22 protein-coding genes and 1 tRNA gene are annotated in these 23,184 nt (G+C 72.0%); 9 read left to right on the top strand and 14 right to left on the bottom strand.

What is annotated here, in order from left to right; genetic code table 11:
• The 3 genes from AR3_RS20400 to AR3_RS20390 all read right to left on the bottom strand — a co-directional run.
• A partial coding sequence (locus AR3_RS20400) for a Stp1/IreP family PP2C-type Ser/Thr phosphatase (protein WP_157406714.1) occupies nucleotides 1-863 on the bottom strand: 863 nt, incomplete at its 3' end.
• Complete coding sequence (locus AR3_RS20395) at nucleotides 860-1,330, bottom strand: FHA domain-containing protein FhaB/FipA (RefSeq protein WP_067915842.1); 471 nt, start codon at nucleotides 1,328-1,330, stop codon at nucleotides 860-862. The genes AR3_RS20400 and AR3_RS20395, both read right to left, overlap by 4 nt.
• Before the next feature lie 11 nt (nucleotides 1,331-1,341).
• On the bottom strand, nucleotides 1,342-2,094 hold the full coding sequence (locus AR3_RS20390) for an FHA domain-containing protein (protein ID WP_067915847.1): 753 nt from the start codon (nucleotides 2,092-2,094) through the stop codon (nucleotides 1,342-1,344).
• Between the two features lie 128 nt (nucleotides 2,095-2,222).
• Between AR3_RS20390 and AR3_RS20385 the strand changes: the two genes are divergently transcribed.
• Nucleotides 2,223-2,305 (top strand) — tRNA-Leu (locus AR3_RS20385).
• Between the two features lie 1,013 nt (nucleotides 2,306-3,318).
• Here AR3_RS20385 and AR3_RS30735 read toward each other — a convergent pair.
• The gene (locus AR3_RS30735; protein WP_146150369.1) at nucleotides 3,319-3,885 is read right to left on the bottom strand and encodes a transposase; all 567 of its coding nucleotides are present in this window, start codon (nucleotides 3,883-3,885) and stop codon (nucleotides 3,319-3,321) included.
• A 733-nt stretch (nucleotides 3,886-4,618) separates the two neighbouring features.
• Nucleotides 4,619-5,866: a lipase family protein gene (locus AR3_RS20380; protein ID WP_067915840.1), complete on the bottom strand. Its 1,248-nt coding sequence runs from the start codon at nucleotides 5,864-5,866 to the stop codon at nucleotides 4,619-4,621.
• 730 nt (nucleotides 5,867-6,596) lie between these two features.
• Here AR3_RS20380 and AR3_RS20375 point away from each other — a divergent pair.
• Entirely contained in the window at nucleotides 6,597-7,118 is a 522-nt protein-coding gene (locus AR3_RS20375; RefSeq protein WP_067915839.1) for a class I SAM-dependent methyltransferase, read from the top strand.
• An 8-nt stretch (nucleotides 7,119-7,126) separates the two neighbouring features.
• On the opposite strand, the gene AR3_RS20370 is transcribed toward AR3_RS20375, so the two are convergent.
• From AR3_RS20370 to AR3_RS20360, 3 genes are read right to left on the bottom strand one after another with little or no spacing between them, the layout of a single operon-like run.
• Nucleotides 7,127-7,534 (bottom strand): YybH family protein, encoded by a 408-nt coding sequence (locus tag AR3_RS20370; protein ID WP_067915837.1) that lies wholly within the window; start codon nucleotides 7,532-7,534, stop codon nucleotides 7,127-7,129.
• On the bottom strand, nucleotides 7,501-9,066 hold the full coding sequence (locus AR3_RS20365; protein WP_083951716.1) for a DHA2 family efflux MFS transporter permease subunit: 1,566 nt from the start codon (nucleotides 9,064-9,066) through the stop codon (nucleotides 7,501-7,503). Before AR3_RS20365 ends, AR3_RS20370 begins: the two co-directional genes overlap by 34 nt.
• Before the next feature lie 18 nt (nucleotides 9,067-9,084).
• Nucleotides 9,085-9,672, bottom strand: a complete 588-nt coding sequence (locus AR3_RS20360; RefSeq protein WP_106259188.1) for an NADPH-dependent FMN reductase — start codon at nucleotides 9,670-9,672, stop codon at nucleotides 9,085-9,087.
• A 186-nt stretch (nucleotides 9,673-9,858) separates the two neighbouring features.
• On the opposite strand from AR3_RS20360, the gene AR3_RS20355 reads away from it, so the two are divergent.
• Complete coding sequence (locus AR3_RS20355) at nucleotides 9,859-10,467, top strand: TetR/AcrR family transcriptional regulator (RefSeq protein WP_067915833.1); 609 nt, start codon at nucleotides 9,859-9,861, stop codon at nucleotides 10,465-10,467.
• A 181-nt stretch (nucleotides 10,468-10,648) separates the two neighbouring features.
• Nucleotides 10,649-11,041, top strand: a complete 393-nt coding sequence (locus AR3_RS20350; RefSeq protein ID WP_146150370.1) for a hypothetical protein — start codon at nucleotides 10,649-10,651, stop codon at nucleotides 11,039-11,041.
• Here the strand turns inward: AR3_RS20350 and AR3_RS20345 are convergent.
• Nucleotides 10,998-11,786 (bottom strand): alpha/beta fold hydrolase, encoded by a 789-nt coding sequence (locus AR3_RS20345; protein WP_067915830.1) that lies wholly within the window; start codon nucleotides 11,784-11,786, stop codon nucleotides 10,998-11,000. The genes AR3_RS20350 and AR3_RS20345 overlap by 44 nt on opposite strands.
• A gap of 132 nt (nucleotides 11,787-11,918) precedes the next feature.
• Here AR3_RS20345 and AR3_RS20340 point away from each other — a divergent pair, with 132 nt between their 5' ends.
• Nucleotides 11,919-12,524 carry a TenA family protein gene (locus tag AR3_RS20340; RefSeq protein WP_067915829.1) on the top strand — a complete coding sequence of 202 codons (606 nt, stop codon included), beginning with the start codon at nucleotides 11,919-11,921 and terminating at the stop codon, nucleotides 12,522-12,524.
• Nucleotides 12,525-12,618: 94 nt separating this feature from the next.
• Here the strand turns inward: AR3_RS20340 and AR3_RS20335 are convergent, their stop codons facing one another.
• Entirely contained in the window at nucleotides 12,619-13,710 is a 1,092-nt protein-coding gene (locus AR3_RS20335; protein WP_067915828.1) for an alkene reductase, read from the bottom strand.
• A gap of 62 nt (nucleotides 13,711-13,772) precedes the next feature.
• On the opposite strand from AR3_RS20335, the gene AR3_RS20330 reads away from it, so the two are divergent.
• On the top strand, nucleotides 13,773-14,246 hold the full coding sequence (locus AR3_RS20330) for a MarR family winged helix-turn-helix transcriptional regulator (protein WP_067915827.1): 474 nt from the start codon (nucleotides 13,773-13,775) through the stop codon (nucleotides 14,244-14,246).
• 226 nt (nucleotides 14,247-14,472) lie between these two features.
• Here the strand turns inward: AR3_RS20330 and AR3_RS20325 are convergent, their stop codons facing one another.
• The 3 genes from AR3_RS20325 to AR3_RS20315 all read right to left on the bottom strand — a co-directional run bounded on the left by AR3_RS20325 (nucleotide 14,473) and on the right by AR3_RS20315 (nucleotide 18,172).
• Nucleotides 14,473-16,803, bottom strand: a complete 2,331-nt coding sequence (locus tag AR3_RS20325) for a heavy metal translocating P-type ATPase (protein WP_067915826.1) — start codon at nucleotides 16,801-16,803, stop codon at nucleotides 14,473-14,475.
• A 36-nt stretch (nucleotides 16,804-16,839) separates the two neighbouring features.
• A complete protein-coding gene (locus AR3_RS20320; RefSeq protein WP_067915825.1) occupies nucleotides 16,840-17,838 on the bottom strand; it encodes a DUF8832 domain-containing protein in 999 nt (332 codons plus the stop codon).
• A gap of 115 nt (nucleotides 17,839-17,953) precedes the next feature.
• Complete coding sequence (locus AR3_RS20315; RefSeq protein ID WP_067915824.1) at nucleotides 17,954-18,172, bottom strand: heavy-metal-associated domain-containing protein; 219 nt, start codon at nucleotides 18,170-18,172, stop codon at nucleotides 17,954-17,956.
• A gap of 358 nt (nucleotides 18,173-18,530) precedes the next feature.
• Between AR3_RS20315 and AR3_RS20310 the strand changes: the two genes are divergently transcribed.
• Nucleotides 18,531-19,394, top strand: a complete 864-nt coding sequence (locus tag AR3_RS20310) for an Fpg/Nei family DNA glycosylase (RefSeq protein ID WP_067915823.1) — start codon at nucleotides 18,531-18,533, stop codon at nucleotides 19,392-19,394.
• 546 nt (nucleotides 19,395-19,940) lie between these two features.
• Here the strand turns inward: AR3_RS20310 and AR3_RS20305 are convergent.
• Nucleotides 19,941-20,393 carry an SSI family serine proteinase inhibitor gene (locus tag AR3_RS20305; protein ID WP_067915822.1) on the bottom strand — a complete coding sequence of 151 codons (453 nt, stop codon included), beginning with the start codon at nucleotides 20,391-20,393 and terminating at the stop codon, nucleotides 19,941-19,943.
• A 49-nt stretch (nucleotides 20,394-20,442) separates the two neighbouring features.
• On the opposite strand from AR3_RS20305, the gene AR3_RS20300 reads away from it, so the two are divergent.
• Nucleotides 20,443-20,775, top strand: a complete 333-nt coding sequence (locus tag AR3_RS20300; protein ID WP_067915845.1) for a rhodanese-like domain-containing protein — start codon at nucleotides 20,443-20,445, stop codon at nucleotides 20,773-20,775.
• A 236-nt stretch (nucleotides 20,776-21,011) separates the two neighbouring features.
• Entirely contained in the window at nucleotides 21,012-22,907 is a 1,896-nt protein-coding gene (locus AR3_RS20295; RefSeq protein ID WP_067915821.1) for a PAS domain S-box protein, read from the top strand.
• Nucleotides 22,908-23,184: the final 277 nt, after the last annotated feature.

The following is a 23,184-nucleotide window of genomic DNA, read 5'->3' as shown; positions in this document are numbered from 1 at the left end:
GTGTCGGCGCCGCCCTCGGGGCCCGCCCCGCCGGCCGGGGGAGCGGGCTGCGTCGTGCCCGGGTTGCCGGGCGGCTCCGGGGGCCGCGTGTTGGCCGCGGCGCCCACCGCGCGGCCGGGGGCGGGCGGCGGCGGATGCTGGCCCAGGTCGACGACCTCGGCCACCACGCAGGTGATGTTGTCCGGTCCGCCGCCCCGGTTGGCCAGGTCGATCAGCTGGCGGACGACCTGCTCGAGGTCGTCCACCTCGGTCAGCACCTGGAAGATCGTCTCGGCGGTGACCACGCTGGACAGCCCGTCGGAGCACAGCAGATAGCGGTCGCCGATCTTGGCTTCGCGCAGCGACAGGTCCGGGTCGACCTCGCCCCGGCCGTCCAGCGCGCGCAGCAGCAGCGAACGCTGCGGATGCGAGGCCGCCTCGTCGGGGCTGATGCGGCCCTCGTCCACCAGCGACTGCACCAGCGTGTGGTCGTGGGTGATCTGGAACAGGCTCCCGTCGCGCAGCAGGTACGCCCGGGAGTCCCCGATGTGCACCAGCGCCACCTGGTTGCCCGCCCACAGCATCGCCGTGAGCGTCGTGCCCATGCCCTGCAGCGCCGGGTCCGACTCGACGATGTGGTGCAGGTTCTCGTTGGCCGCCTTGACCGTCCGCTCCAGGGCGGACAGCAGCTCGTCGGCCGGCATCTCCTTGTCGAGCTTGCGCAGCTCGGCGATGGCGGCGGCGCTGGCGATCTCACCGCCGACGTGCCCGCCCATACCGTCGGCCACGGCGAGCAGATGGGCGCCCGCGTACGCCGAGTCCTCGTTGCCCTCGCGCAGCATGCCGACGTCGGACCGCGCGGCGTAGCGAATTCCCAGAGTCATTTGCGCAGCTCGATCACCGTCTTGCCGATACGGATCGGTACGCCCGCCGGAACCGGCATGGGCCGGCTCACCTTAGTACGCCCGAGATAGGTCCCGTTGGTCGAGCCGAGGTCTTCCACGATCCACTGACCGTCCTGCGCGTAAAGTCGGGCATGCCGACTCGAAGCGTAGTCGTCGGTCACCACGAGCGTGGAGTCATTCGCCCGGCCGATGGTGATCGGCATGCCCGTCAGGTCGATGACGGTGCCGGCCCGCTCCCCCTGGACGACCACAAGCTTGGTCGGCGCGCTGCGCTGCGCCCGCGGCGGCCTGGACTGCCGGGCGGGCCGCTGCGCGGGCTGGGCCGCGCGGAGGGCGGCCTTGGAACCGAACAGATCGGCCCGGATCACGCCGACGGCCGCGATGACGAACAGCCAGAGCACCGCGAGGAACGCCAGCTTGATCAGCGTGAGGGTGAATTCGGACATCGGAGTCGGGGCTACTCCCTATCGCGGCGGAAGACCAGGGTTGTTCGGCCCATCGTGACGCGCGAACCGTCGACGAGCGTGACCCGCCGGATCGGCTGACCGTTCACGAAGGAGCCGTTCGTCGACCCTAGATCCACGAGCACGACTTCGGGACCTTCTACGCGGATCTCCGCATGGTGGCGGGACACGCCGGGGTCGACCAACCGCAGGTCGCAGTCGGTGCCACGGCCCAGCAGGGTCACCGGCGTGGTGATCTCGTACGTGCGCTGGGTGGCGTCCGCGCCCTCCACCGCGGTGGTCACCAGCAGCCGCGGCCGACCGGCGAACGCCCCGCCCCCTACCTGCGGCACGTCGCTCACCGGACGGCGGATCTCCCCGCCCTCCACGGTGGACCCGCGGATGACGCCGGAACGGATGCGGAACATGCCCGTGGCCAGGTCCCCGGCGTTCTCGAACCGGACGCGCACCGGCCCCACGAAGGAGTACCCCTGCTCCTTGGCGTACTCGCGGGCCAGGTTGGCCAGCTCCTGGCTCAGGCTGTCGGCGTACACCTGGAGCCGCTGCCCGTCCTGCTCGGAGATCTCGACGACGAAGTCGTTCGGCACCAGGGTGCGTCCAGCCGCCACGATGGCGGCGCGGTCGTCCATCTCGCGCTGTACAGCACTGGCCACCTCGACCGGCTGCAGCTCCGACTTGAAGGCCCGGGCGAAGGCACCTTCGACCATGCCCTCCAGCCGTCGCTCGAAGCGCTGAATGACGCCCACGGGCACCTCCCTTCTCCACTGGTAGACGATCGTATCGGTGTGATGGTTCGCTCGAAGTATCTGGATACCTAACCACTGCCGCGACCGTGCTAGCCTTTTCTCGCACCCCCCGAGAGGGGGACGCACCCGGGCGGGTGGCGGAACGGCAGACGCGCACGGTTCAGGTCCGTGTGTCCGCGAGGACGTGAGGGTTCAAATCCCTCCTCGCCCACTCCGAGACTGGGAGCAGCGCCCACAGACAGGGCGGCTGCTCCTTGTCATATCTGCGGGATGCTTCCTGCCGGTCCTCCGCCCGCAGGTTGGACCGGGGGCAAGGCGCGGAGCCGCCTCTGGACCCCTGGAACGCGGACCGCTCTGGCCGGTGCCCCGCCTTCCTTCTTGACTGCGCCCTGGGGCGCGGGCGGGCGCACGGGCGGTGATTGGTCGCTGATCCGTGCTTCCCTGAGGGATGCTCGCGGAACGTGTGACGCGAGTCATCACCTCACAGTGGCCTGATGAGTCCCCCGCAACAAGCCTCTTCTGTTTCTCCCGACCGTACAGCGCTCCCTGACCCGTTGCCTGGGGCGGGCTCGAATGATGCGAGTGCTGTGAAAGCCGGGGCATGAGCGACTGCAGAGTGCACGTCGCCGGCAGCCGCACACGGCCATCGCGCCACCATGCGCGAAGAAGAACGCCGCACGCGCGGCAACACAGCCGGAAGCCCCAGCTGGACGGAAGCAACCCGCCGTGACCTAGTCCCGCCGACCACCCGCCCGCTTCACCGTCTTCGTCGAGGCGAAGGTCGCGCGGCTGGTGAACGGGCTCGCCCCGGACGGGACCGAGCTGCGCGGCGACCTCGTGGGGCCGCTCGCCATAGCGGTGGTCGCCGGAAGAACCGCTGCTTGATGAAGGTGCGGCGGGGTTGATGTGGTGGAAGATGGCGCGCCCTGCCCCCGCTCCCGAAGCCCGGCGCCGCCACAATGCCCTGACTTGGTAGGTCTGGCTGCTGAACCGCTTGCCGGCGACCCGTCGCACCCGTGGATTCACTTGATCAGCGCAGCACCCCCAAGCGCCGGCCGCATCAGGTCCAGCGCCATATCTGCGTGGGCACGTGGCCGTTGCCGATGAGCGTCGTGCCGTCCGCCGCCACGCCTCTCGGCACCCCAGCACCGCCGCCGAGAACGTCGCAGGTGGCGACGGAAGCCGCAGCGGCGATGCCCGCGCGGGGCCCGCTGGGTCAGATGATCAATGCGTTCGGGAATGGTGCGGCGGATGCGCCGCCGCGGGCTGCGGCACGTTCCGCTCGGTGCCCACTGGTTGCGGGCGGGTTGTGGCGATGCCGCGCGATTGCTTGAGGCGTTCGATCACATTGCGGCGCTGATAGACGTCGGGGGCTAAGGGCGGCGGAGCGCCCTGCGCGTGCACCGCGGCAACCAATTCCCGCATGTGTGTTCCTGCATGCGTGAACGGACGCGGCGATCCTGCGGCGCCGACCGGCGGATCGCCGCGGAGCTGTAGCCCTTGTCGACGATGACCCGCTTCGGCATGCGGGACGGCGACCTCCGCCAGAGCTCGAGGAAAGGCGGTGCAGTCGTTGATGGTGCCGGGCGTGAGCACGTTCGACAGCGGCAGGCCGCGTCCGTCGACCGCCAGGTGAATCGTGGCGGTCAGCCCGTCTCGCGACTGGCCGAGTGCCTGCCCGGATGCCGGGCTTGTTCCGTCCGGCCCCCCTTTTGCGGGCGTCGGCGGCGTGCCGGTGCGCGCATGATTGCGCGCTGACGGTCTGGCAGATGCGGCTGGCCCAGTCGTCATGGATATGCACAGGCGTCGGCGTCCCGCCGTCGGCACCGCTCGTAGACGCAGTCACGCGACGGAACGCCGGCGAGCTTCCGCAGCACGCCGTTCGGCACGTGTAGTGGTCGGCACACGGGCCGTCCTGCGCCAGTTGGGGCGGACGAGACGGCTTGATCCGCCGCCGCGTGCATCGGCCAACTCATGTCGTCGCACCACGGCACGGCATCAACTCACATCCCAGGACGAACACGAAGATCGGTTGGACAGTCGCTAACGCGGTGGCCCTGCGCAGGTCAGAACGGGGACGCCGTGGGCGATACCTTCATGGGCCCGGCGACTTTTCCCGCCGAGCGGCCCGCGGCGCCCCAGTTGGGAACGGCGCCGGGTGGCGGTGGTCTCGTCGGCGTAGACCTCGAGGGGCGCCGGGTGCCGTGCTGGGCGGTGTTCTCGCATGCGTCGAGCTGGGCGCGGAACCGCCGGATCTCCTTGTCGGGGGCCGGTAGTCGACACAGACCTGTGCGACCCCGGCCGTTTTCGTCGCAGGCGGCGGGGACGGGACGTCGTGGATGACCTATGCGACGGCGCGGGCGGACACCCACTGGTGTTCGTGGTTCATCGGCGCCCTCCGTCCTCGGAGGAACCGGTGGTGACGGGGTCCGTCGGGTCGTCGGTCCCGGGTCCTCGCCGGCGACCGCTGCATCTCGTCCGTTTCCGCCTGCCAGGTGCTCGTCGCGGGCGTGACCGGGGCCGATCAGTCGCCGAACTCGTTCTGCACGCCGGGCGGAGTGAGGGCTTGGACGTAATTGATGGGCGAATGGTCGTCGAAGGAGTACGGGAAGGGCAGCGACCGCATCGGCTTGATCTTCTTGAGCAGGAACGACGCCCCGGCCAGGCCGAACCCTCCGAACGCGGTCAGAGACTGCCCTGTCGGCTTCTTCTCCTCTCGCCAGGTCCCATTCTGGCCGCCCTGCACGCAGCCGAGATAGCCGAGCAGTTCGCAGATGGAGTTCTGAAGGTTCGGGATGTGGTAGCGGTATTCCCGCCCGAAGTGCTGGAACGGGCCCGTGCTGCGAGGCGGAAGGTGCGGCACGACGTCATTGTCATAGATGAAGCGCAGCACCTTGGTGCGAAGGAACTCGTTCTCTTCGCAGCCTTTCGCGAAGGCCGGGTCGCCGATCATGGGCTGGCCGAACGTGTACGTGGCCCGCAGAAGGCTCGCGAGCTCATCCTCGCCTACCGCGAATTTGCGTTCATGCTTCAGCATCACGGTCATCATCGCGGCCATGGCGGCACCGAGACTGTGCCCGGTGATGTACAGGGCCTCCAGCCTCCTCTCCGTCCGCGACGGAGCGGTGCCGTTGGTCTCGCAGGGAAGGGGGACGCGCACGGACCTGCTCTCCTGCGCCTGCTTCAGCGCCTGCACCACTTGATAACGTGTCGCCCGCACGTTCCGATAGAACCCGGCGTGCACGTTGGCGCCTCGATCCCCTAGGCCGTATTCCATCCGCGTCACGGCGACGTCGGCATCGGTGAGCCAGTTGACGAAGCTCGTCAACTCGGTGCCGCGGTAGCACAGGATCGCCACCCGCCCGCTGCGACTCTGGATCAGGAACGCGGTGGAGCGGATGAACATGGGGTCGACGAATGAGGTGAACGTGCGGCACACGTTCTGCTCGAGCCCCAGCCGCGCCATGATCATCGATACGGTGGCGGTGTCCGAGTACGAGTACGCCGCGCAGGTGGCCAGCACGTGGGCGACCACCTCGTCCGGGTGTTCCTTCGTCTCCGCAAGCCGCTCCTCCAGATTCTCGTAGATGGGGAATCCGGGCGTGGTCACGGGACCGTAGGGCCGGAGCGTGCGGTAGTCCGGAGCCTGCGTGTCCGGGATCCACAGCCCTCCGGTCACGAGCTCGTCCCGCAGCCTTTGCTCCCATTCGAGGACGGAGAATTCGCCGAGCCGTTGCGCCCTGCGAGTCTCCTGCTTTCGCTGCTCCGCCATGATTCCTCACCCTCCGTGGAGTCCGCGCTCATCCGATTTTGTGAGATTTGGTCGGTGTCGAGGCGGCCCCTGGCGTCAACGAGGTCCGGACAACCTCCACGCTAGCCGTGACGCAACCCATGTTTGCGCAAATGAGTCCCCAAAGTATGGGCGGCAAGCGATCCCTCATTCGACTTTCGACCTGGGGCGGCAGCATCGGGCGAGCAGGGCGTGGAGGTCGCGCACTGGCGGGCGCTCGCGCGGTCGGCCGGGTGCGTAGATAATTGAGGCGTACACCGTTTTGGCGCACTCCTCCTCGGTCGAGCGTAAAGTAAGACCCCACGGCCGCAACGTGAGGTGCTTTCGGGCCCCAATGGATATCTGACGATCGAATATGCGTGCCCGAATGCATATGCATTCCGCGTTCCGAGTTCCAGCGCGACGGTCCCGCTCACGGGCACAGGTGGTCCCCGACTCTCGCACGGTCGACGACGTTGCTCTCGCCGATCACTCCCTGACCTGGCAGGTTCTCTCCTCCGGCTCGTCTTGGTCGCTCCTGAGGCGGGCGTGAGTGAGGGGCAGGCGCGGGCGGCGGGTTCGCGCGGGGTCTTCCGCGTGCCGTTCACGTGCGGTCGAGGCGGGCTGCCAGGCTGGATATATGGAGGAGCTTCGTTCGTGGGCCGGTGAGGGGGCGAACACTTCGCCGTTCGCATTGCCCCAGGGACTGGCGGGGCGGCTGGCGATTTCAGTCATGCGCTGGAGCAACCCGCAGCGGGAGGTGCTGGACGTCCTCGGCGTCCGGGACGGCGAGCGGGTGCTCGAGGTCGGATACGGGCCCGGTCGGCTGATCCGGCTGCTCGCCCGGCACACCGGCGCCTCGGCCATCCACGGGGTCGATCCGTCGGAGACGGCGCGGGACGCGGCGATCAAAGCCAACCGTGCCGCCGTCAAAGAGGGGCGGGTCGTGCTGGGGCTCGGCACGGCGGAGCGGACCGGTCTTCCCGATGCGTCCTTCGACCGGGTCGTCTCCGTGAACAACGTGGCCATCTGGCCGGACCTCGACGCGGGGCTGCGCGAGCTGCGGCGCGTGGTGCGGCCCGGCGGGACGGTGCTGATCGCCTGGCACGGCGGGACGGCACCGTCCCGGATCACGGCGCGGCTTCAGCTCACCGAGGAGCAGCTGACGCGCATCGAGGACGCCCTCCGACGGCTCTTCTCCGACGTGGCCAGGCGTCGCCTGAAGGACCTGGAGGTCTTCCTGGCGACGCGCTGACCTCCACGTCAGGAGCCGTCGGGGAGGTGGGGGAACGAGTGGTGCTCGTGGGCGACGACCCAGCGGCCGTCTTCCTTGCGGAGGCCGAGGGTGAGGCGCAGGCGGTCGGCCGGGTTCCGGGCGAAGTCCTCCGGGGTGCCGCAGCGGACCAGGGCGAAGGCGTAGGCGACGTCCTCGCCGGCGGTGACGTCGAGGGCCTCGATGTCGAACACGGCGCCGTTCGCCTGCCACTGGAAGAACGGCGGCCATGTCTCGCGGTAGGCGTCGATGCCGCGCACGCCCTCGTAGGGCGGTGGGACGTCGAACATCACGATGTCGTCGGCATGGCCGGCGAGGACGCCGTTCATGTCCCCGGTGTGCACCGCGTTCGCCCACTGTTCGATCAAGTCGCGGATCTGCTCTCGGTCGTCTGGCATGGCTCGCCTCCCGGTCGCGTGTCCGGCTGGGTGGACTCGGCTCCGCGAAGGAACTCATCGCGGCGCGGGAGGAACAGGGCCGGTACGACGGCCAGGGCGGTGAGGACGACGGCCCAGACGTAGGTGTGCTGGAACGCGTCCGCCAGCGTCGGCGCGGCCGCGGCCCGGGCGTCCGGGGGAAGAGCGTGGAAGGCGCGCAAGCCGTCGTCCCCGGCGGCCGGGACGCGGGCCGAGATCGCCGCGGTGAGCAGGACGGACGCGGCCGCCGTGCCGACGGCGGCGACCGTGGTGCTGACGAGGTTCACCGCGGTGCTGACGGCCGCCGCCAGGTCGCGGGGCGCTCCCGCGCCGGCCGCGGTCATCGTCGGCATCATCGTCGAACCGCCGCCGAGGCCGACCAGGACCAGCGCCCCGCACAGGCCCCAGTACGAGGCGTCCGCCGACAGCTGGACCGCGAACAGGACGAACCCGCAGGACGCCGTGATCGCGGCCGCGGTCACGATCGCCCGGGGCCCGATCCGGTCGATGAGCCGCCCGCTGATCTGCATGGACGTGCCCGAGGCCAGGGCGAGCGGCGCGGCGAGCAGCCCGGCCGCCGTCGCGGTCTCCCCCCGGACGACCTGGAAGTACAGCGGCAGCAGCAGCATCGAGCCGAAGTAGCCGGTGGCGAACAGGGCCAGCACGGCGCCGGCGGCGGCGACCGGGCGCCGCCGGAACAGCCGCGGTTCGATCAGCGGGTGGCGGGACGTCAGCGTCCGGGCGACGAACCCGGCGACCAGCGCGCCGCCCGCGAGGAGCGGCCCGAGGACGCCGGGCGAGGTCACGTCGCCGCGTTCGCCGCCGGCGGTCACGCCGTAGATCAGCGCCGCCAGGCCGGGGGAGAGCAGGAGCAGGCCGGGGACGTCGAGCCTGCGGTCCGCGGCGGGCTCGTCGCGCGGGAAGACGCGCAGGCCCAGCAGCTCGACGAGCACCACGATCGGGACGTTCAGCAGGAACATCCAGCGCCACGACACCTCGTCCACCAGCCGGCCGCCGAGCAGGGGGCCGGCCAGCGGGCCGACGAGGATGGCCAGGCCGAGCATGCTCATGAGCCGGCCGAGCCGGCCGGGCGGGGCGGCGCGCAGCAGGATCGTCATGGCGAGCGGCATCACCATGCCGCCGCCGAGCCCCTGCAGCACGCGGAACGCGATCAGCGACTCGATGTTCCAGGCGGTGCCGGCCAGCAGCGAGCCCGTCCCGAACAGCGCGATCGCCACCAGGTAGAGCCGTTTCGCTCCGAAGCGCCCCGCCGCCCATGCGGTGACCGGGATGACCGCGCCCAGCGCCAGGGAGTAGCCGGTGATGACCCATTGGACGGCGGCCAGCGAGGCGGCGAAGTCCTGTGAGAGCCGGTGCACGGCGACGTTCACCACGGTCTGGTCGAGCGCCACCATGATCGACCCGAGCACCAGGACCAGGGCGATCGCGGTCGGGCCGGGGCGGACGCGGGACGCGGCGCCGTCGGACGCGACCGGTGAGATCGGGGTCGTCATGTCGTCCTCCGGCATGGTTCAGGCGGCGTAGGGCCGCTTGGCCTTGGCGTCGCGCAGCGCGTGCGCCCACCAGGCGAGCCGGTCGAGCAGCACCTTGGCGGCCGCGTTGCAGGCGGTGGGGTTCGTGTGGTGTCCGCCGGCGTCGAACTCCTCCCACGGGTTGTGGAAGCTGACGGTGTCGCGGATGGTGACGGCGTGCAGCTCGGCGAAGACCTGCCGCAGGTGCTCGACCGCGCGCAGCCCGCCGGACAGGCCGCCGTAGGACACGAACGCGACCGGCTTGGCCTGCCACTCGGTGGAATGCAGGTCGATGAGGTTCTTCAGGGCGGCGGGGAAGCTGTGGTTGTACTCCGGGGTCACGATGACGAAGGCGTCGGCGGCGTCGAGCGTGCGCCGCGTCTGCTCCAGGGCGTCGGCCTCGGCGGGGCCGGACGCCGGGGCGTCGAGGACGACGGGCAGGGGCCGCAGAGCCGGGTCCACCACCTCGACGGCCATGTCGGGACGCTTGCGCGCCTGCTCGGCGAACCACTTCGCGACGCGGGTGCCGAACCGGCCCGCGCGGGTGCTGCCGATGATGATCGCCACACGCAGTGGGGTGTCGCTCATGTCAGTCTCCGTTGCGCTCATGCCGGTCATCCGGGGTGTCCGCGGATGACGGACGACACCGGGCGCCCGCCGAGCGGTCGTCCGCCGGCGGGCCGGGTCGTCTGCAAGAAGACTGGGACCTCAACTTGACTTGAGGTCAAGTCGAAGCAACGTGAGATCTGTAGTGAGCGTTCTAGAATTGGTGCCATGACCGTGAGGTCTCGGGGCCGTCCCCGCGCCTTCGATCGGGACGCGGCGCTGGAGAAGGCGCTCGTGGAGTTCTGGCGGCACGGGTACGAGGCGACGTCCGTCTCCGCGCTGACCGCCGCCATGGGGATCCGGCCGCCGAGCCTGTACGCGGCGTTCGGCGACAAGCGGACGCTGTTCGGCGCATGCGTCCGCCGTTACCAGGAACGGCACGGGGCGCTGGTGAGGCGCGCGCTCGCCGAGGAGCCCACCGCCGAACGCGCCATCGGACGCATGCTGCGGGACCTGGCCGCCGACTACACCGACCCCTCCCACCCGCCCGGGTGCCTCATCATCACCGCGACCGCGAGTCACGGCCCCGAGAGCGCCGAGGTGGCCGAGGAACTGCGTGCGATGCGGCTGGCCACCCGGCGGTCCATCGCCGACCGCATCGCGGCCGACGTCCGGGCCGGGCTGCTGCCCGCGGACACCGACGTGGACGGGCTGGCCGCCTTCTTCGCGGCCACCATGCAGGGCATGTCGCGTCAGGCCCAGGACGGTGCGACCCGGGACGACCTGGAGCGCATCGCCGACCTGGCCATGCGCGCCTGGCCGTCCGCCGAATCCTGACGCCCCCGCAGACTCCCGGCAGAGCCCAGTCGCCTACGGGGGTGTGCCCAGGTAGGGGACGGCCGTGCCGTCGCACGGCCGCTTCGAGCTCACCGGCTCCTCGGGGCCGCCACAGCGGCGCCCACACCAACCCAGGACGAGGCCCTCGTCCATGGCGCGGGCCCGGCGCAGGTGCGGGGCGGTGTCGCTGCCGTCTGAAACCTCGCAGATCAGCGTCGTCGCGGATGAGACGCAGCCGGATCGGGCCGCGGGCGTGCCGGATCGCATTGGTGACCAGCTTGCTGACCAGCGGTTCGGTGACGAACGCGGCGCCGTCCAGCCTCACCGGGACAGCCGTTCGGCGACGTTCCTGTGGGCGTCGGCGACGACGGCGGGGATCGGACGGCAGATCCCACGCGGCGACGTGGTCGGCGTCCAACGCGTGCGTGCGCGCCACGAGGAGGGCGAGCCCGACGTCGCCGAGCAGTTCCATCACCTGCTCGCGGTGCGCGGCGTGCCGGGCGCGGATCCCGGCGGCCGCGGCGGGCGGCTCACGGTTCCGGTCGGGCGGCGGCCTCGTCCAGGAAGGACGTGATGAGCGTCAGCCACTCGCCGGGGCGCTCGGCGAACGGCAGATGGCCGGAATCCAGCTCGGCCAGCCGGGCGCCGGGGATGCGGGTGGCGAGGTCGCGCTGGATAGGCGGCGGGACGAGCCGGTCGGCGGTGGTGACGACGACCAGCACCGGGATCGCCAGCTCGGCCAACTCGGCGCGGATGTCGACGCGGGACACCAGGTCGACGTGCTCGGGCGCGCCGGGCGGGACGTCGGCGGCGGTCGCGGCCACGGTCTCGTCGAGGGCGTGCTCCGGGAGGGCGGCCAGCGCGGACGGGCTCAGGGCCGTCAACGTGAGCAGCCTTGCAAGAGGCGTGCGGTCGTCGGCGTCGAGCAGGTGCGACCACAGGTCGGCGACCAGGCGCAGGTGGTTGTCGGGACGGGCGAACGTCGCGGTCAGCACGAGCGCCCTGACCCGGTCGGGATGGCGGGTGGCGGCGCGCACGGCCACGGGACCGCCGAGCGAGTAGCCGACGATCGAGAACGCGTCCAGGCCCTCGTCCACGGCCGCGCCGACCAGCTCGTCGGCGAGTCCGTCGAGGGTGAGCGGGACGGCGGACCGCGGCGTCGCGCCGGCGCCCGGGTAGTCGACCCCGACGACGGTGCGGCCCTCGGCCAGGCCGTCCAGGATCGGGCCGAAGTTGGGCTCGACGCCGCCGCCTGCGCCGTGGGCGAGCGCCACACCGGGGCCGCCGGTGCCGCGGACCGTGCGCGCGAACGTGCTCATCTGCTCCTCCCGACATTTATGTAGTGCTCGATACAGAACTCTAAACCCATATCTGTAGCGGCCACTACAAATAGGGGGTCGGGGAGGAATCCTGAGGGCCGTCTCGGCCGTGCGCGGTGGGAGACTGACGGCATGAGCGTCGCGGCACATCTGGAGGAACTCGGCCGTCCCCTCGTCGAGGAGCAGCTCGCCCATCCCACGGTGGCGGGCATCGCCCGCGGGGACCTGGACGAGGCGGTGTTCCGCTCCTGGCTGGAGCAGGACTACCTGTTCCTGCTCGACTACGTGCGGGTGTTCTGCCGGCTGGCCTGGCAGGCGCCGTCCGGGCACCTGGGCGACCTGGTGGACCTGGCGCACTCGACGTTCCACGAGGAACTGTCCCTGCACCGGTCGCTGGCCGAACCGTTCGGCGCCGACCTGGAGGGCGCGACCAAGGGCCCGGCCTGCGCGGCGTACACGAAGTTCCTGCTGGACAGCGCCGCCTCGTACGCCGAGGGCCTGGCCGCGCTCTACCCCTGCATGTGGGGGTACTCGACGCTCGGCGCCCGCCTGGCCGAGAACCCCCCGAGCGATCCCCGTTACCGCCGCTGGGTCGACACCTACGCCGACCCCGCGTTCGCCGCCCTCGCCCGGCGCATCGGCGAAATGATCGACGAGGCGGCTCCGGACCCGGGCCGGGCCGAGCGCCTGTTCCTCGAAGGCATGCGCCACGAGCTGGCGTTCTGGGACGTTCCTTGACGTGCTCCCCGGCCTGAAGGCCAGAGCACTGCGGACAAAGCCGGTAGCGCCGCCCCCCGAAGTGACCCGGGAGGCGGCGTCTCGTAGAGGGCGGTCACCCGGCGGAGACGGTCGTCATGGCGGGGTAGTCGACGTAGCCTTCGGCGTCTCCCCCGTAGACGAGGTCTTCCCGGTACTCGGCGAGCGGCGCGTCCGCTGCGAAGCGGGCCGGCAGGTCGGGGTTGGCGATGAACAGCCGCCCGTACGAGAACAGGTCGGCCAGGCCCGCGTTCAGCACCCTCTCCCCCGCCTCCCGCGTGGTCGGCTCGGGGCCGTTGAAGTTGCCGATGAGCGTGCCCTGCCAGCGCGGCCGCAGATCGGCCAGGGCCGGGTAGTCGCCGCGTTCGATGACGTGCAGGTACGCCAGTCCCAGCGGGTTCAGCGCGTCGACCAGCGCCCGGTAGGTGCGCCGCGGGTCCTCCTCGGCGATCTCGTTCTCCGGGTTGTCGGGGGAGATGCGCAGCCCGACCCGGTCGGGTCCGATCTCGGCGGCCACGGCCCGCACGACCTCGACGGCGAACCGCAGGCGTCCCGTGAGCGACCCGCCGTACCGGTCGGTGCGGCGGTTGGTGTTCTCGGCGAGGAACTGCTGGATGAGGTAGCCGTTCGCGCCGTGCACCTCCACCCCGTCGAATCCGGCGCGGATCGCGTTGCGCGCTTCGGCTGCGAACGCGGCGACCAGGGCCTCGACCTCCGCCGTGGTCATCGCCCGCGGCGTGACGTGGTCGAGCAGGCCCTTCTTGGTGAAGATCCGCTGGTTCTCGATCCGCACGGCGGAGGGCGCGACGGGCTGCTCGCCGTCCGGCAGCGTCACGGGGTGCGTCATCCGGCCGACGTGCCACAGCTGCGCGAAGATCCGTCCGCCCGCGGCGTGCACCGCGTCGGTGACCTCCCGCCATCCCGCCACGTGCGCGTCGGTCACCAGGCCGGGGATGCCCGGGCCGCCCTTGCCGAGCGGGTCCGGCCACAGCCCCTCGGACACGATCAGGCCGGCTCCGGCGCGCTGGGCGTAGTACTCCTTGGTCAGCGGGTGCGGGACGGCGGTCTCGTCGTCGGCCCGCCCGCGCGTCATGGGCGCCATCACGATGCGGTTCGGCAGGCGCAGGCGGCCGTCGTCGAACGGGCGCAGCAGCGGGCTGGCGGTCATCGGGCTCCCCCCAGTTGCATGTACCTACAAATGTTGTATGCGCATGCAGATATTGCACGGCCATGTACTCTGGTGTCAACGGCGAGGAGGCGACGGTGGACGGCGCGGACCGCACAGTCTGGGAGCAGGTGGTCGGCCTGTACGGACGGGTGGAGCAGGAGCTGGCCAAGGCGCTGCTCCCGCACGGCGTCGGGCTGTCGGAGTACCGCGCCCTGTGCCGGCTGGTGTGCGCGCCCGAGGGCGAGCTGCGCATGCAGGAGCTCGCCGACCTCATCGGGCTCAACCAGAGCTCGGTCAGCCGCCTGGTCGCCCGCCTGGAGGCCGCGGGCCTCACCCGCCGCGACGTGTGCCTCAAAGACCGCCGCGGCGTCTACACCGTGATCACCGACGAGGGGCGCGCCCTCCAGCAGAAGATCGCCCCCATCTACGACGAGACCCTGCGCAGGGCCCTCGACGCCGCCGCGGACGACGCCCGCGTCGGCCCCCTCGTCGCCGCCCTCCGCGCCCACGCCTCCCAGTCCCCGACGCCCGGCTGACGCGGGCGGGCACGGCGGCGCCGCGGTCGCCTGGCGCCTGGACGGTGTGGCCGCGCAGCCGCCCTGGATCGACCCGGCCTGCCCGGCCTGCCACGGCCTGCGGGGGAAGGTCCTTCCGGCCGGGCCGATCGTCCCGCGGCAACGCCGGTGAGCGCTGCGCCCGACAACGCGAAGGACCACGACGCCCCCGAGGGCCGTGGTCCTTCGCGGTGGTCCCCGCCGCGGCTCAGCGTTCGGCCGGGACCTGCGCCGGGGCGGCGGGGCGCGCCGTCCCGCCGACCGGCGCCGGCGCGCCGCCGACCGGCTGGAAGCGGCGCAGCCGCAGGCTGTTGGTGACCACGAACACCGAGGAGAACGCCATGGCCGCGCCGGCGATCATCGGGGTGAGCAGCCCGGCGGCGGCCAGCGGCAGCGCGGCCACGTTGTAGGCGAACGCCCAGAACAGGTTGCCCTTGATCGTGCGCAGCGTCCGCCGCGACAGGGCGATGGCGTCGGCGGCGGCGCGCAGGTCGCCCCGCACCAGCGTCAGGTCGGACGCCTCGATCGCCACGTCGGTGCCGGTGCCCATCGCCAGGCCGAGGTCGGCCTGGGCCAGCGCGGCCGCGTCGTTCACCCCGTCCCCGACCATGGCGACCGTCCGGCCCTCGGCCTGCAGCCGCTTGACGACGGCGACCTTCTCGGCGGGCATCACTCCGGCGATGACCCCGTCGCGCTCCGGGTCGATGCCCACCTGCTCGGCCACCGCCCGGGCGACGGTCTCGTCGTCGCCGGTCAGCAGCACGGGACGCAGCCCCAGCGCGCGCAGCCGGGCCACCGCCTCGGCCGAGGTCGGCTTGACCTGGTCGGCCACCGCGATGACCGCGCGGGCCCGACCGTCCCAGCCGACCGCCACCGCGGTGCGCCCGCGCTCCCGGGCCTCCGCCATCGCCTTCTCCAGCTCGGGCGTGAGGTGCTGGGACCACTCGGCGAGCAGCCGCGGCCGTCCGACCAGCACGGCGTGCCCGTCCACCAGCCCCTGCACGCCCGTCCCCTCGAGGGCGGCGAAGTCCTCCACCGGCGGCAGGGGGCCGACGCGGTCGGCCGCGGCGGCGGCGATCGCGCGGGCGATGGGGTGCTCGGAGGCGCTCTCCAGCGCGCCCGCCAGCCGCAGCGCCTCGTCGGCGTCGACGCCGTCGGCGGGGTGGACGTCGACCAGCGCCATCACGCCGGTGGTGACGGTGCCGGTCTTGTCCAGCACGACCGTGTCGATGCGCCGGGTGGACTCCAGCACCTCCGGCCCCTTGATCAGGATGCCGAGCTGGGCGCCGCGTCCCGTGCCGACCATCAGCGCGGTCGGGGTGGCCAGGCCCAGCGCGCACGGGCAGGCGATGATCAGCACCGCGACCGCGGCGGTGAAGGCGGACGCCGCCCCCGCGCCCGCGCCCAGCCAGAAGCCCAGCGTGGCCACGGCCAGCGCGATCACGATCGGGACGAACACCGCGGAGATCCGGTCGGCCAGCCGCTGCACGGCGGCCTTGCCGGTCTGCGCCTCCTCCACCAGCCGGGCCATCTGGGCCAGCTGCGTGTCGGCGCCGACCCGGGTGGCCCGCACCACCAGCCGGCCGCCCGCGTTGACGGTCGCGCCGACCACCGCGTCGCCCGGGCCGACCTCGACCGGCACCGACTCGCCGGTGAGCATCGAGGCGTCCACGGCCGAGGAGCCCTCCTCGACCACCCCGTCCGTGGCGATCTTCTCGCCGGGGCGGACGACGAACACGTCCCCCACCGCGAGCCGGTCGATGGGGATGCGCTCCTCGCGGCCGTTCTCGCGCAGGACCGCGACGTCCTTGGCGCCCATCTCCAGCAGCGCGCGCAGCGCCGCGCCCGCCCGCCGCTTGGACCGCGCCTCGAAGTACCGTCCGGCCAGCAGGAACGCGGTCACCCCGGCGGCTGCCTCCAGGTAGATGTCGGCCATCCCGTCCGAGCGGGTCATGGTGAGCTCGAAGCCGTGCCGCATGCCCGGCTCCCCGGCCGACCCGAACAGCAGCGCCCACAGCGACCAGCCGAACGCGGCGAGGGTGCCGAGCGACACCAGGGTGTCCATGGTGGCCGTGCCGTGCCGCAGGTTCGTCCAGGCCGCCCGGTGGAAGGGCCAGCCGCCGTACACGACGACGGGCGCGGCCAGCGTCAGCGAGATCCACTGCCAGTACGTGAACTGCAGCGCCGGGACCATCGCCATCGCGACCACCGGGGCCGCCAGCACCAGCGACGTGATCAGCCGTTGCCGCAGCGGCCGCAGCTCCCGCTCGGCGTCGTCGTCCGCGGGCTCCCCGGACGCGTCGTCCCGCGGCGGCCGGGGCAGCGTCGCGGTGTACCCGGCCTTCTCCACCACCGCGATCAGCTCCTCAGGGGCGACGCCCGGGGGCGCCTGCACCGTGGCCTTCTCGGTGGCGAAGTTGACCGTCGCGGTCACACCGTCGAGCTTGTTCAGCTTGCGTTCGATGCGGGCGGCGCAGGACGCGCAGGTCATCCCGCCGATCTCCAGCTCGATCCGCTCGGACGCGTCGCCCGTGCCCATGGCCGCCTCCTTCTCGTCGATCGCCGTGCGGGATGACTAATGCGCGTGACCGTGGCCGCTCTGGCCGCCGTGGTCGTCATGGCCGCCGTGGCCGGCCTCCCCGGCCGGAGCGGACGGCGCCGCGGCTGCGGCCGCGTGCCCCGCCACCGCCGTGAACTCGGCAGTGCGGACCTTGCCCCCATGTTGGAAGTCCATGTAGAGGCGGTATGTTCCGGGGCTCGGCGCCTGCACCTCGAACGTCACGTCCGGGCCCGGCCTGGTGCGGCCGTCGCCGGGCGTGCCGGCCGGGTGGACGTGCAGGTACGCCAGGTCGCGGTCGCGCAGCGCGACCAGGTGCCCGTACGCCTCCAGGTAGGGCTCCAGGTCGGTCACCGGCCGCCCGTCCTTGCTCACCGACAGGGTCAGCCTGCTCGTCCGTCCCGGAACCAGGGCGCCGGTCAGCTTCACCTCGTAGCCGTCCACGCGGGTGACCTGCTCGGGCCGCGGCACCGCGCGAGGCTCGAAGCGCCCGGGTGCCAGGACGTCCGTGCCCAGCGTGAGCTGCTCCGCCGCCCCGGCGGGCTTGAAGTCGGTGAAGAACCGGTACGCCCCCGGCTCGGGCAGGGTCAGCGGGACCGTCCACACGCCGCCGCCCGCCTCGGACGGGTGCAGGTGCTGGAAGCCCGACAGGTCCCGCCGCGCCACGATCAGGTGGAGGGGCTTGCCGTGCAGGGTCTCGAAACGGGTGACGGGCTTGCCGTCCGGCCCGGTGACCGAGAACCGGAAGTCGGTCTTCGTGCCCGGTCTGATGATCGTGGTCTCCGGGGTGAGCGTGTAGCCGTCCTGGGAGACCTGGAGCCCCACCGGGACGTGCGAGGCGGCCCCGCCGTGCCCGGAGGCGGCGCCGTGCCCGGACGCATGGTCGTGGCCCGCCTTCTCGGCCGTGTTCGTCTTGTCGTCGCCGATCGGGCCGACGGCCACGCCGACCCCCGCCCCGGCGGCGAAGACGGCCGCCAGGCCCAGGGCGAACGCCCCCATTTTGATCGCAGTGTTCATGGTGTGCCGCTCGTTCTCTCGTCGCGTCGGCGCCCGCCTGCACGCGGTCGTCCTCCGCCGGCCGGCCCGTCGGAGCGCGCCCGTCCGCCGGGCCGGGGGGGCGGGGACGGCCGGGTCAGGCGGTCACCTCGTATCCGGCTTCTTCCACGGCCGCCCGGACCTTGGCGTCGTCGATCGGGCTCTCGCCGGTGACCGTGACCCGGCCGCTGGCCAGGTCCACATCCACCGCGGTCACGCCCTCGATCTGGCCGACCTCCTCCTTGACGGAGCTGACGCAGTGCCCGCAGGTCATACCCGTGACGGTGTAGGTGGCGGTGTACGCGGCGGTGCTCATCGCCGAATCCCTTCGTTCCAGGACAATTACCCCCTAGGGGTATCTCGATGGGGCCATGCTGTCACATCGGCATGACGCTTGCAACCCCTACCCCCTAGGGGTTATTGCGGCGGATCGGGTGATTCGCGGCACGGCGCGCTGCGGACCGTGCCGCGGACGGGGCCGCGAGGCCAGGTTATCCACAGGCCCGTGGACGGCGTCCGCAAGGGGGTGCGAAGGCAAATGATCTTGTTTGCCGTGGTCTTCCGATCGCAAACCCCCTGGGACGCGGGCCGATTCACGGTTGTGCACAGGGCCGTCCACAGGTTTCCACAGGGCTGTGGACAGTCGCCCGGTGGCGCCTCGGATACTGTGGGGCATGCCCGAACTGCCAGAGGTCGAGGCCCTCGCCGTCTTCCTGCGCGAGCACGCCGTCGGCCACGCCGTCGCCCGGGTCGATGTTCTCGCGATCTCCGCCCTCAAGACCTACGACCCGCCGATCACGGCGCTCGCCGGGCTCACCGTCACCGACGTCACCAGGCACGGCAAATTCCTCGACATCGACGTCGACGGCCTGCACCTGGTCGTCCATCTCGCCCGGGCCGGCTGGCTGCGCCGGCGGGAGGAGCTCCCCACTCGGCCCGCCCGCCCCGGCGGCAAGAACCCCCTGGCCGTGCGGGTGCACCTGGACGACGGGTCCGGCTTCGACCTCACCGAGGCGGGCACCAAGAAGGGGCTGGCCGTCTACCTCGTCCGCGACCCGGCCGAAGTGCCCGGGATCGCGACGCTCGGCCCGGACCCGCTGGACGAGGCGTTCACCGTCGAGGCGCTGCGCGGCATCGTCGCGGGCCGCCGCACGCAGATCAAGGGCCTGCTGCGCGACCAGCAGATCATCGCCGGGATCGGCAACGCCTACTCCGACGAGGTGCTGCACGCCGCCCGGATGTCCCCCTTCAAGATCGCTGACAAGTTGACCGACGAGGAGGTCGCGGGCCTGCACGAGGCGATCGTCACGACCCTGCGCGACGCCGTGGCCCGCTCCACCGGACGGGCCGCCCAGGACCTCAAGAGCGAGAAGAAGACCGGCCTGCGCGTGCACGGCCGCACCGGCGAGGCGTGCCCGGTCTGCGGCGACACCATCCGGGAGGTGTCCTTCGCCGACTCCTCCCTCCAGTACTGCCCCACCTGCCAGACCGGCGGCAAACCCCTCGCCGACCGCCGCCTGTCCCGCCTGCTCAAATGACCCGAGGGACCACTCGTCCCACGCCCACCGCGCCGCCCGGCGCCGACGCCCCCGCGCTCGCGGTGCTCAGAGCAGCTCAGCTGCCGTTAGACGCTGTGTGACGTCGCGGTCATGCCTGCGTCTGTCACGGATGACGGTGTGCAGGCCGGCGTACTCGGGTGAGCTCACCGACCGCGTGCTCACATGGCCCTCGGGAGCACCCGTCCCACGACAACCGCGCCGTCCGTAGCCCTCGGACGCGGTGCGTCGGCGGCGCTGCCACTGCGAACGGCCGCCCTCGACGTGAAAGACGTGCTGGTCGAGGGTGTGAACGGATCGCTGATCAGGTCCGTGCCTCTGGCTGCCAACTGGTCGTGCCGCTGGAGACGTGGCTAATTGAAGGCGTGTTCGGACGCGCGGACGCGTGTCAACACACCCGCGCCTGAGCCGGCGTGTGCCGTGTTGTGCTCGGCTGCCGTCATGTGTCGCGGCAGACGGGCAGGTGCTGCGGGCGGCTCTTCCGGCCGCCCGCAGCACGCGACGACGAGTGCGAACGGGGAGGACTCGTCAGTCGCGCTTGACGGTGTCGCCGAACAGGGGCTCCACCTGGTCCCAGCGGTGCATCTCGCAGCCGTTCTTACGATTGAACCCGGCGTCGACCTGGCGGCCGCGCCAGGTCCCCTTGACGGTGGCCACCTGGGGGCCGCCGTAGATCTCCGTGCAGATCTGGTCCTTGGGGACCGGCTTGAAGGGATCCTCGGCCTTGCCGAGGGCCTCGCAGGCCTTGGCGGCCTTCGGGTGGTCGCCCCCGGCGGGGCCGCAGGTCAGCGTCCAGGTCGTGGGCGTGGCGTTGGCGGACGCGCGGACCTCGACGGTCAGCCGGTCGGCCGGGGAGCGGGTCGGTTGGACGGACGTGGTGGCCGAGTCGCTCGGGCCTGCGGCCTGTTCGGAGCCGCAGGCCGGCAGCGCGAGGAGCGCCGCGAGCGCCGGCGTCGTGAAAAGGAGCCTCCGGTACCGCATGCGTGATTCGACGTAACAGGGGTCCGCACGGTTCCATGGGGGTGTGATGATTTTCGGGGAAGACGTTCCTGCCGTCGACGCCGCGGACGTGCCGCAGGACGCCTACCTGCTGGACGTCCGGGAACAGGACGAGTGGGACGCGGGCCACGCGCCCCAGGCGGTGCACATCCCGATGGGCGAGCTCAGCGACCGCGCGGCCGAGGTGCCGCGCGACCGGGACGTCTACGTCATCTGCCGGTCCGGCATGCGCTCGGCGCAGGTGACCATCGCCCTCAACAACGCCGGCTGGCTGGCCAAGAACGTCGACGGGGGCATGAAGCGCTGGGTGGAGGTCGGACGGCCCATCCGCGCCGAGGGCGACGGTCCCGCCTACGTGGCCTGACCCGGCCGCAGCCGCCCGGCCGTGACGCGCCGCCGGGCCCGCATCGTCGCGCCCGATGCGCCGCGACGGTGTCCTGATTTGGCGAAATTTTTACGCTTCGGCCGCTTGGATCGCTCCGTTCCGCCGCCGGCCCAGAGCGGTCGCGCCATTGGCGTGTTTCTTCCGGCGGACGGCGCCGCGACGTGAGAACCTTTCGCAAGTCGTTGGCTCTCGTCGGGGCGAAGTCGGGTGGCACGATGACAGACGTGCAGCATGACGTCCACGGCCCGATCGCCCGCGCCGTCGTCGAGTGCGCGGCCGACGCGATCGTGGCCGTCGACGACCGGCAGCGCGTCACCGTGTGGAACCCGGCGGCCGAGCGCATGTTCGGCTGGACCGCCGAGGAGGTGCTGGGCCGCGTCGCGCCGATCGTGCCGGACGAGCTGAAGGCCGAGCACAACGCCGTCCAGGAGCGGCTGCTCACCCGCCGCGCCGGCGGCCCGGACGGCGCCGACACCGGGCAGATCACCATCGCCACCCGCCGGTTCCACCGCGACGGCCGGCTCATCGACGTGCGCATCGACACCAGCGTCCTGCAGGACCGCGACGGCCGGCTGCTCGGCTGGGTCGGGGTGTACCACCCGGTCGAGGAGGAGGACGTCGCCCAGCACCACATGGCCGAGCGGGCCCGGCTGGTGCGGCGGCTCAACGACATCGTGGCCGACCTGAACGCCGAGCTCGAGCTCGGCACCGTGCTGGACCGGATCACCGCCGCGCTGATCGAGCTGACCGGCGCGGACGCGGGCGGCTTCGTGCGGATCGAGGACGACCGGCTGCGGCTGGTCACCGTCCGGGGGCTGCCCGAGCACCTGCGCGGCACGACCGCCGACCTGCGCTCCAGCCTCGTCGGGGAGCTGCTGCGCTCGGGCAAGACCGTGATGCTGGCGGGCGGGGAGCGGCGGCTCGGCGACCTGATCTGGTCGGAGCTGCCGGGGCTGCACACGATCGCGCTGGGCCTGTCGTTCCTGCAGAACGAGCCGTACGGGGCGCTGTACGCGCTGTTCTCCGGCCGCCGCGTCGGGCACACCGAGCTGGAGCTGCTGGAGCTGCTCGCCGGGCACGCCGGGGTCGCGGTCGGCAACGCCGTGGCCTACGCCGAGGTCGTCCGGCAGCGCGCCCACGAACGCGCCGTGATCGACTCCAGCGCGGACGGCATCGCGGTGCTCGACCGCGACGGCGTCGTCCGGCAGTGGAACCCGGCCGCGCACGCCCTCACCGGCGTGCCGCCGCACGAGGCGATCGGGCGGCCGCTGCCGTTCGAGGCGCCCGCTCCCGGCGAGAAGACGACGTTCCCGCTGCCGTCGGGCGTCTGGCTGAACGTGCTCGCCGCGGAGATCGAGGAGACCGGCGAGGTCGTGGTCGACTTCCGCGACGTCACCGAGGCCAAGGCGCTGGAGGAGGCCAAGGACCTGTTCCTGGCCACCACGAGCCACGAGCTGCGCACCCCGATCACGGTGGTGCAGGGGTTCGCGAGCACGCTGGTCAACCGGTGGGACGAGCTGGCCGACGCCGACCGCCGGGCCGCGGTCGCGACGATCGCCGAACGGGCCCAGTCGCTCGGCCGCCTCGTCGAGCACCTGCTGCTGGGGTCGCGGGCCGGACGCGACGAGCTGGCGGTGACGATCGAGACGTTCGACCTGTCCCGCGTGCTGGAGGGCGTGGTCGCCGGGTTCCGGTCGCTGTCGGACGCGCACCCGGTGCGGCTCGAGGTGGCCCCGGACCTGCCGCCCGCGCGGGGCGACGCGCTGGCCACCGACGTCGTCCTCGGGCAGCTGCTGGAGAACGCGATGAAGTACTCCCCGGACGGCGGCACGGTCACCGTCCGGGCCTGGCCGGAGGGCGGGACGGTCGTCGTCACGGTCGAGGACGAGGGCATCGGCATCGCCCCCGGCGACCTCGAGCGGGTCTTCGAACGGTTCGTCCAGGGCGAGACCGGCGACCGCCGCCGGTTCGGCGGCGTCGGCCTCGGCCTCTACATCGTCAAACGGCTGATCGAGGCCCAGGGCGGCCAGGTGACCGCCCAGCCGGGGCCCGGCGGCCGCGGCACCTGCATGCGGCTCGTGCTGAACCGGGCGGACGGCGACGGGGACTGACCGGATACCGGGGCGGAGGCTGACCGGATCCGGACGGATGCCGTGACTGTCGTGATTGCCGATGCACTGGTGAAAAGGTGTGCGTTCCAGCAGTGTGACGGACGAAACGCTTGCCGGAGGAGTAATCGCCCGTTCGGTGGATAGATCCTCAGATGGTCCCGGATGCGTGACCAGAGCATCCCTCGCTCGTTGTGGGGGTGGCGGGTGATTCGCCCGGGTTTCTGGTCAATATCATCGGGGCATTTCGGTCCGTACCGGCGAGGATGATCGGTACTCG

It is taken from the genome of Actinomadura rubrobrunea NBRC 15275, assembly GCF_001552235.1.
Classification (GTDB): domain Bacteria; phylum Actinomycetota; class Actinomycetes; order Streptosporangiales; family Streptosporangiaceae; genus Spirillospora; species Spirillospora viridilutea.
The sequence above is the reverse complement of the archived record's forward strand: the minus strand, read 5'-3'. Positions and strand labels throughout refer to the sequence as shown.

Coding starts and splice junctions, on each gene's coding strand:
- AR3_RS20395 (WP_067915842.1), bottom strand. CDS start 1,330: ATGTCCGAATTCACCCTCACGCTGATCAAGCTGGCGTTCCTCGCGGTG.
- AR3_RS20370 (WP_067915837.1), bottom strand. CDS start 7,534: ATGCCAGACGACCGAGAGCAGATCCGCGACTTGATCGAACAGTGGGCG.
- AR3_RS30735 (WP_146150369.1), bottom strand. CDS start 3,885: ATGACGACTGGGCCAGCCGCATCTGCCAGACCGTCAGCGCGCAATCAT.
- AR3_RS20365 (WP_083951716.1), bottom strand. CDS start 9,066: ATGACGACCCCGATCTCACCGGTCGCGTCCGACGGCGCCGCGTCCCGC.
- AR3_RS20345 (WP_067915830.1), bottom strand. CDS start 11,786: ATGAGCACGTTCGCGCGCACGGTCCGCGGCACCGGCGGCCCCGGTGTG.
- AR3_RS20310 (WP_067915823.1), top strand. CDS start 18,531: ATGCCCGAACTGCCAGAGGTCGAGGCCCTCGCCGTCTTCCTGCGCGAG.
- AR3_RS20330 (WP_067915827.1), top strand. CDS start 13,773: ATGTACTCTGGTGTCAACGGCGAGGAGGCGACGGTGGACGGCGCGGAC.
- AR3_RS20380 (WP_067915840.1), bottom strand. CDS start 5,866: ATGGCGGAGCAGCGAAAGCAGGAGACTCGCAGGGCGCAACGGCTCGGC.
- AR3_RS20355 (WP_067915833.1), top strand. CDS start 9,859: ATGACCGTGAGGTCTCGGGGCCGTCCCCGCGCCTTCGATCGGGACGCG.
- AR3_RS20325 (WP_067915826.1), bottom strand. CDS start 16,803: ATGGGCACGGGCGACGCGTCCGAGCGGATCGAGCTGGAGATCGGCGGG.
- AR3_RS20340 (WP_067915829.1), top strand. CDS start 11,919: ATGAGCGTCGCGGCACATCTGGAGGAACTCGGCCGTCCCCTCGTCGAG.
- AR3_RS20305 (WP_067915822.1), bottom strand. CDS start 20,393: ATGCGGTACCGGAGGCTCCTTTTCACGACGCCGGCGCTCGCGGCGCTC.
- AR3_RS20320 (WP_067915825.1), bottom strand. CDS start 17,838: ATGAACACTGCGATCAAAATGGGGGCGTTCGCCCTGGGCCTGGCGGCC.
- AR3_RS20335 (WP_067915828.1), bottom strand. CDS start 13,710: ATGACCGCCAGCCCGCTGCTGCGCCCGTTCGACGACGGCCGCCTGCGC.
- AR3_RS20295 (WP_067915821.1), top strand. CDS start 21,012: ATGACAGACGTGCAGCATGACGTCCACGGCCCGATCGCCCGCGCCGTC.
- AR3_RS20315 (WP_067915824.1), bottom strand. CDS start 18,172: ATGAGCACCGCCGCGTACACCGCCACCTACACCGTCACGGGTATGACC.
- AR3_RS20360 (WP_106259188.1), bottom strand. CDS start 9,672: ATGAGCGACACCCCACTGCGTGTGGCGATCATCATCGGCAGCACCCGC.
- AR3_RS20375 (WP_067915839.1), top strand. CDS start 6,597: ATGCGCTGGAGCAACCCGCAGCGGGAGGTGCTGGACGTCCTCGGCGTC.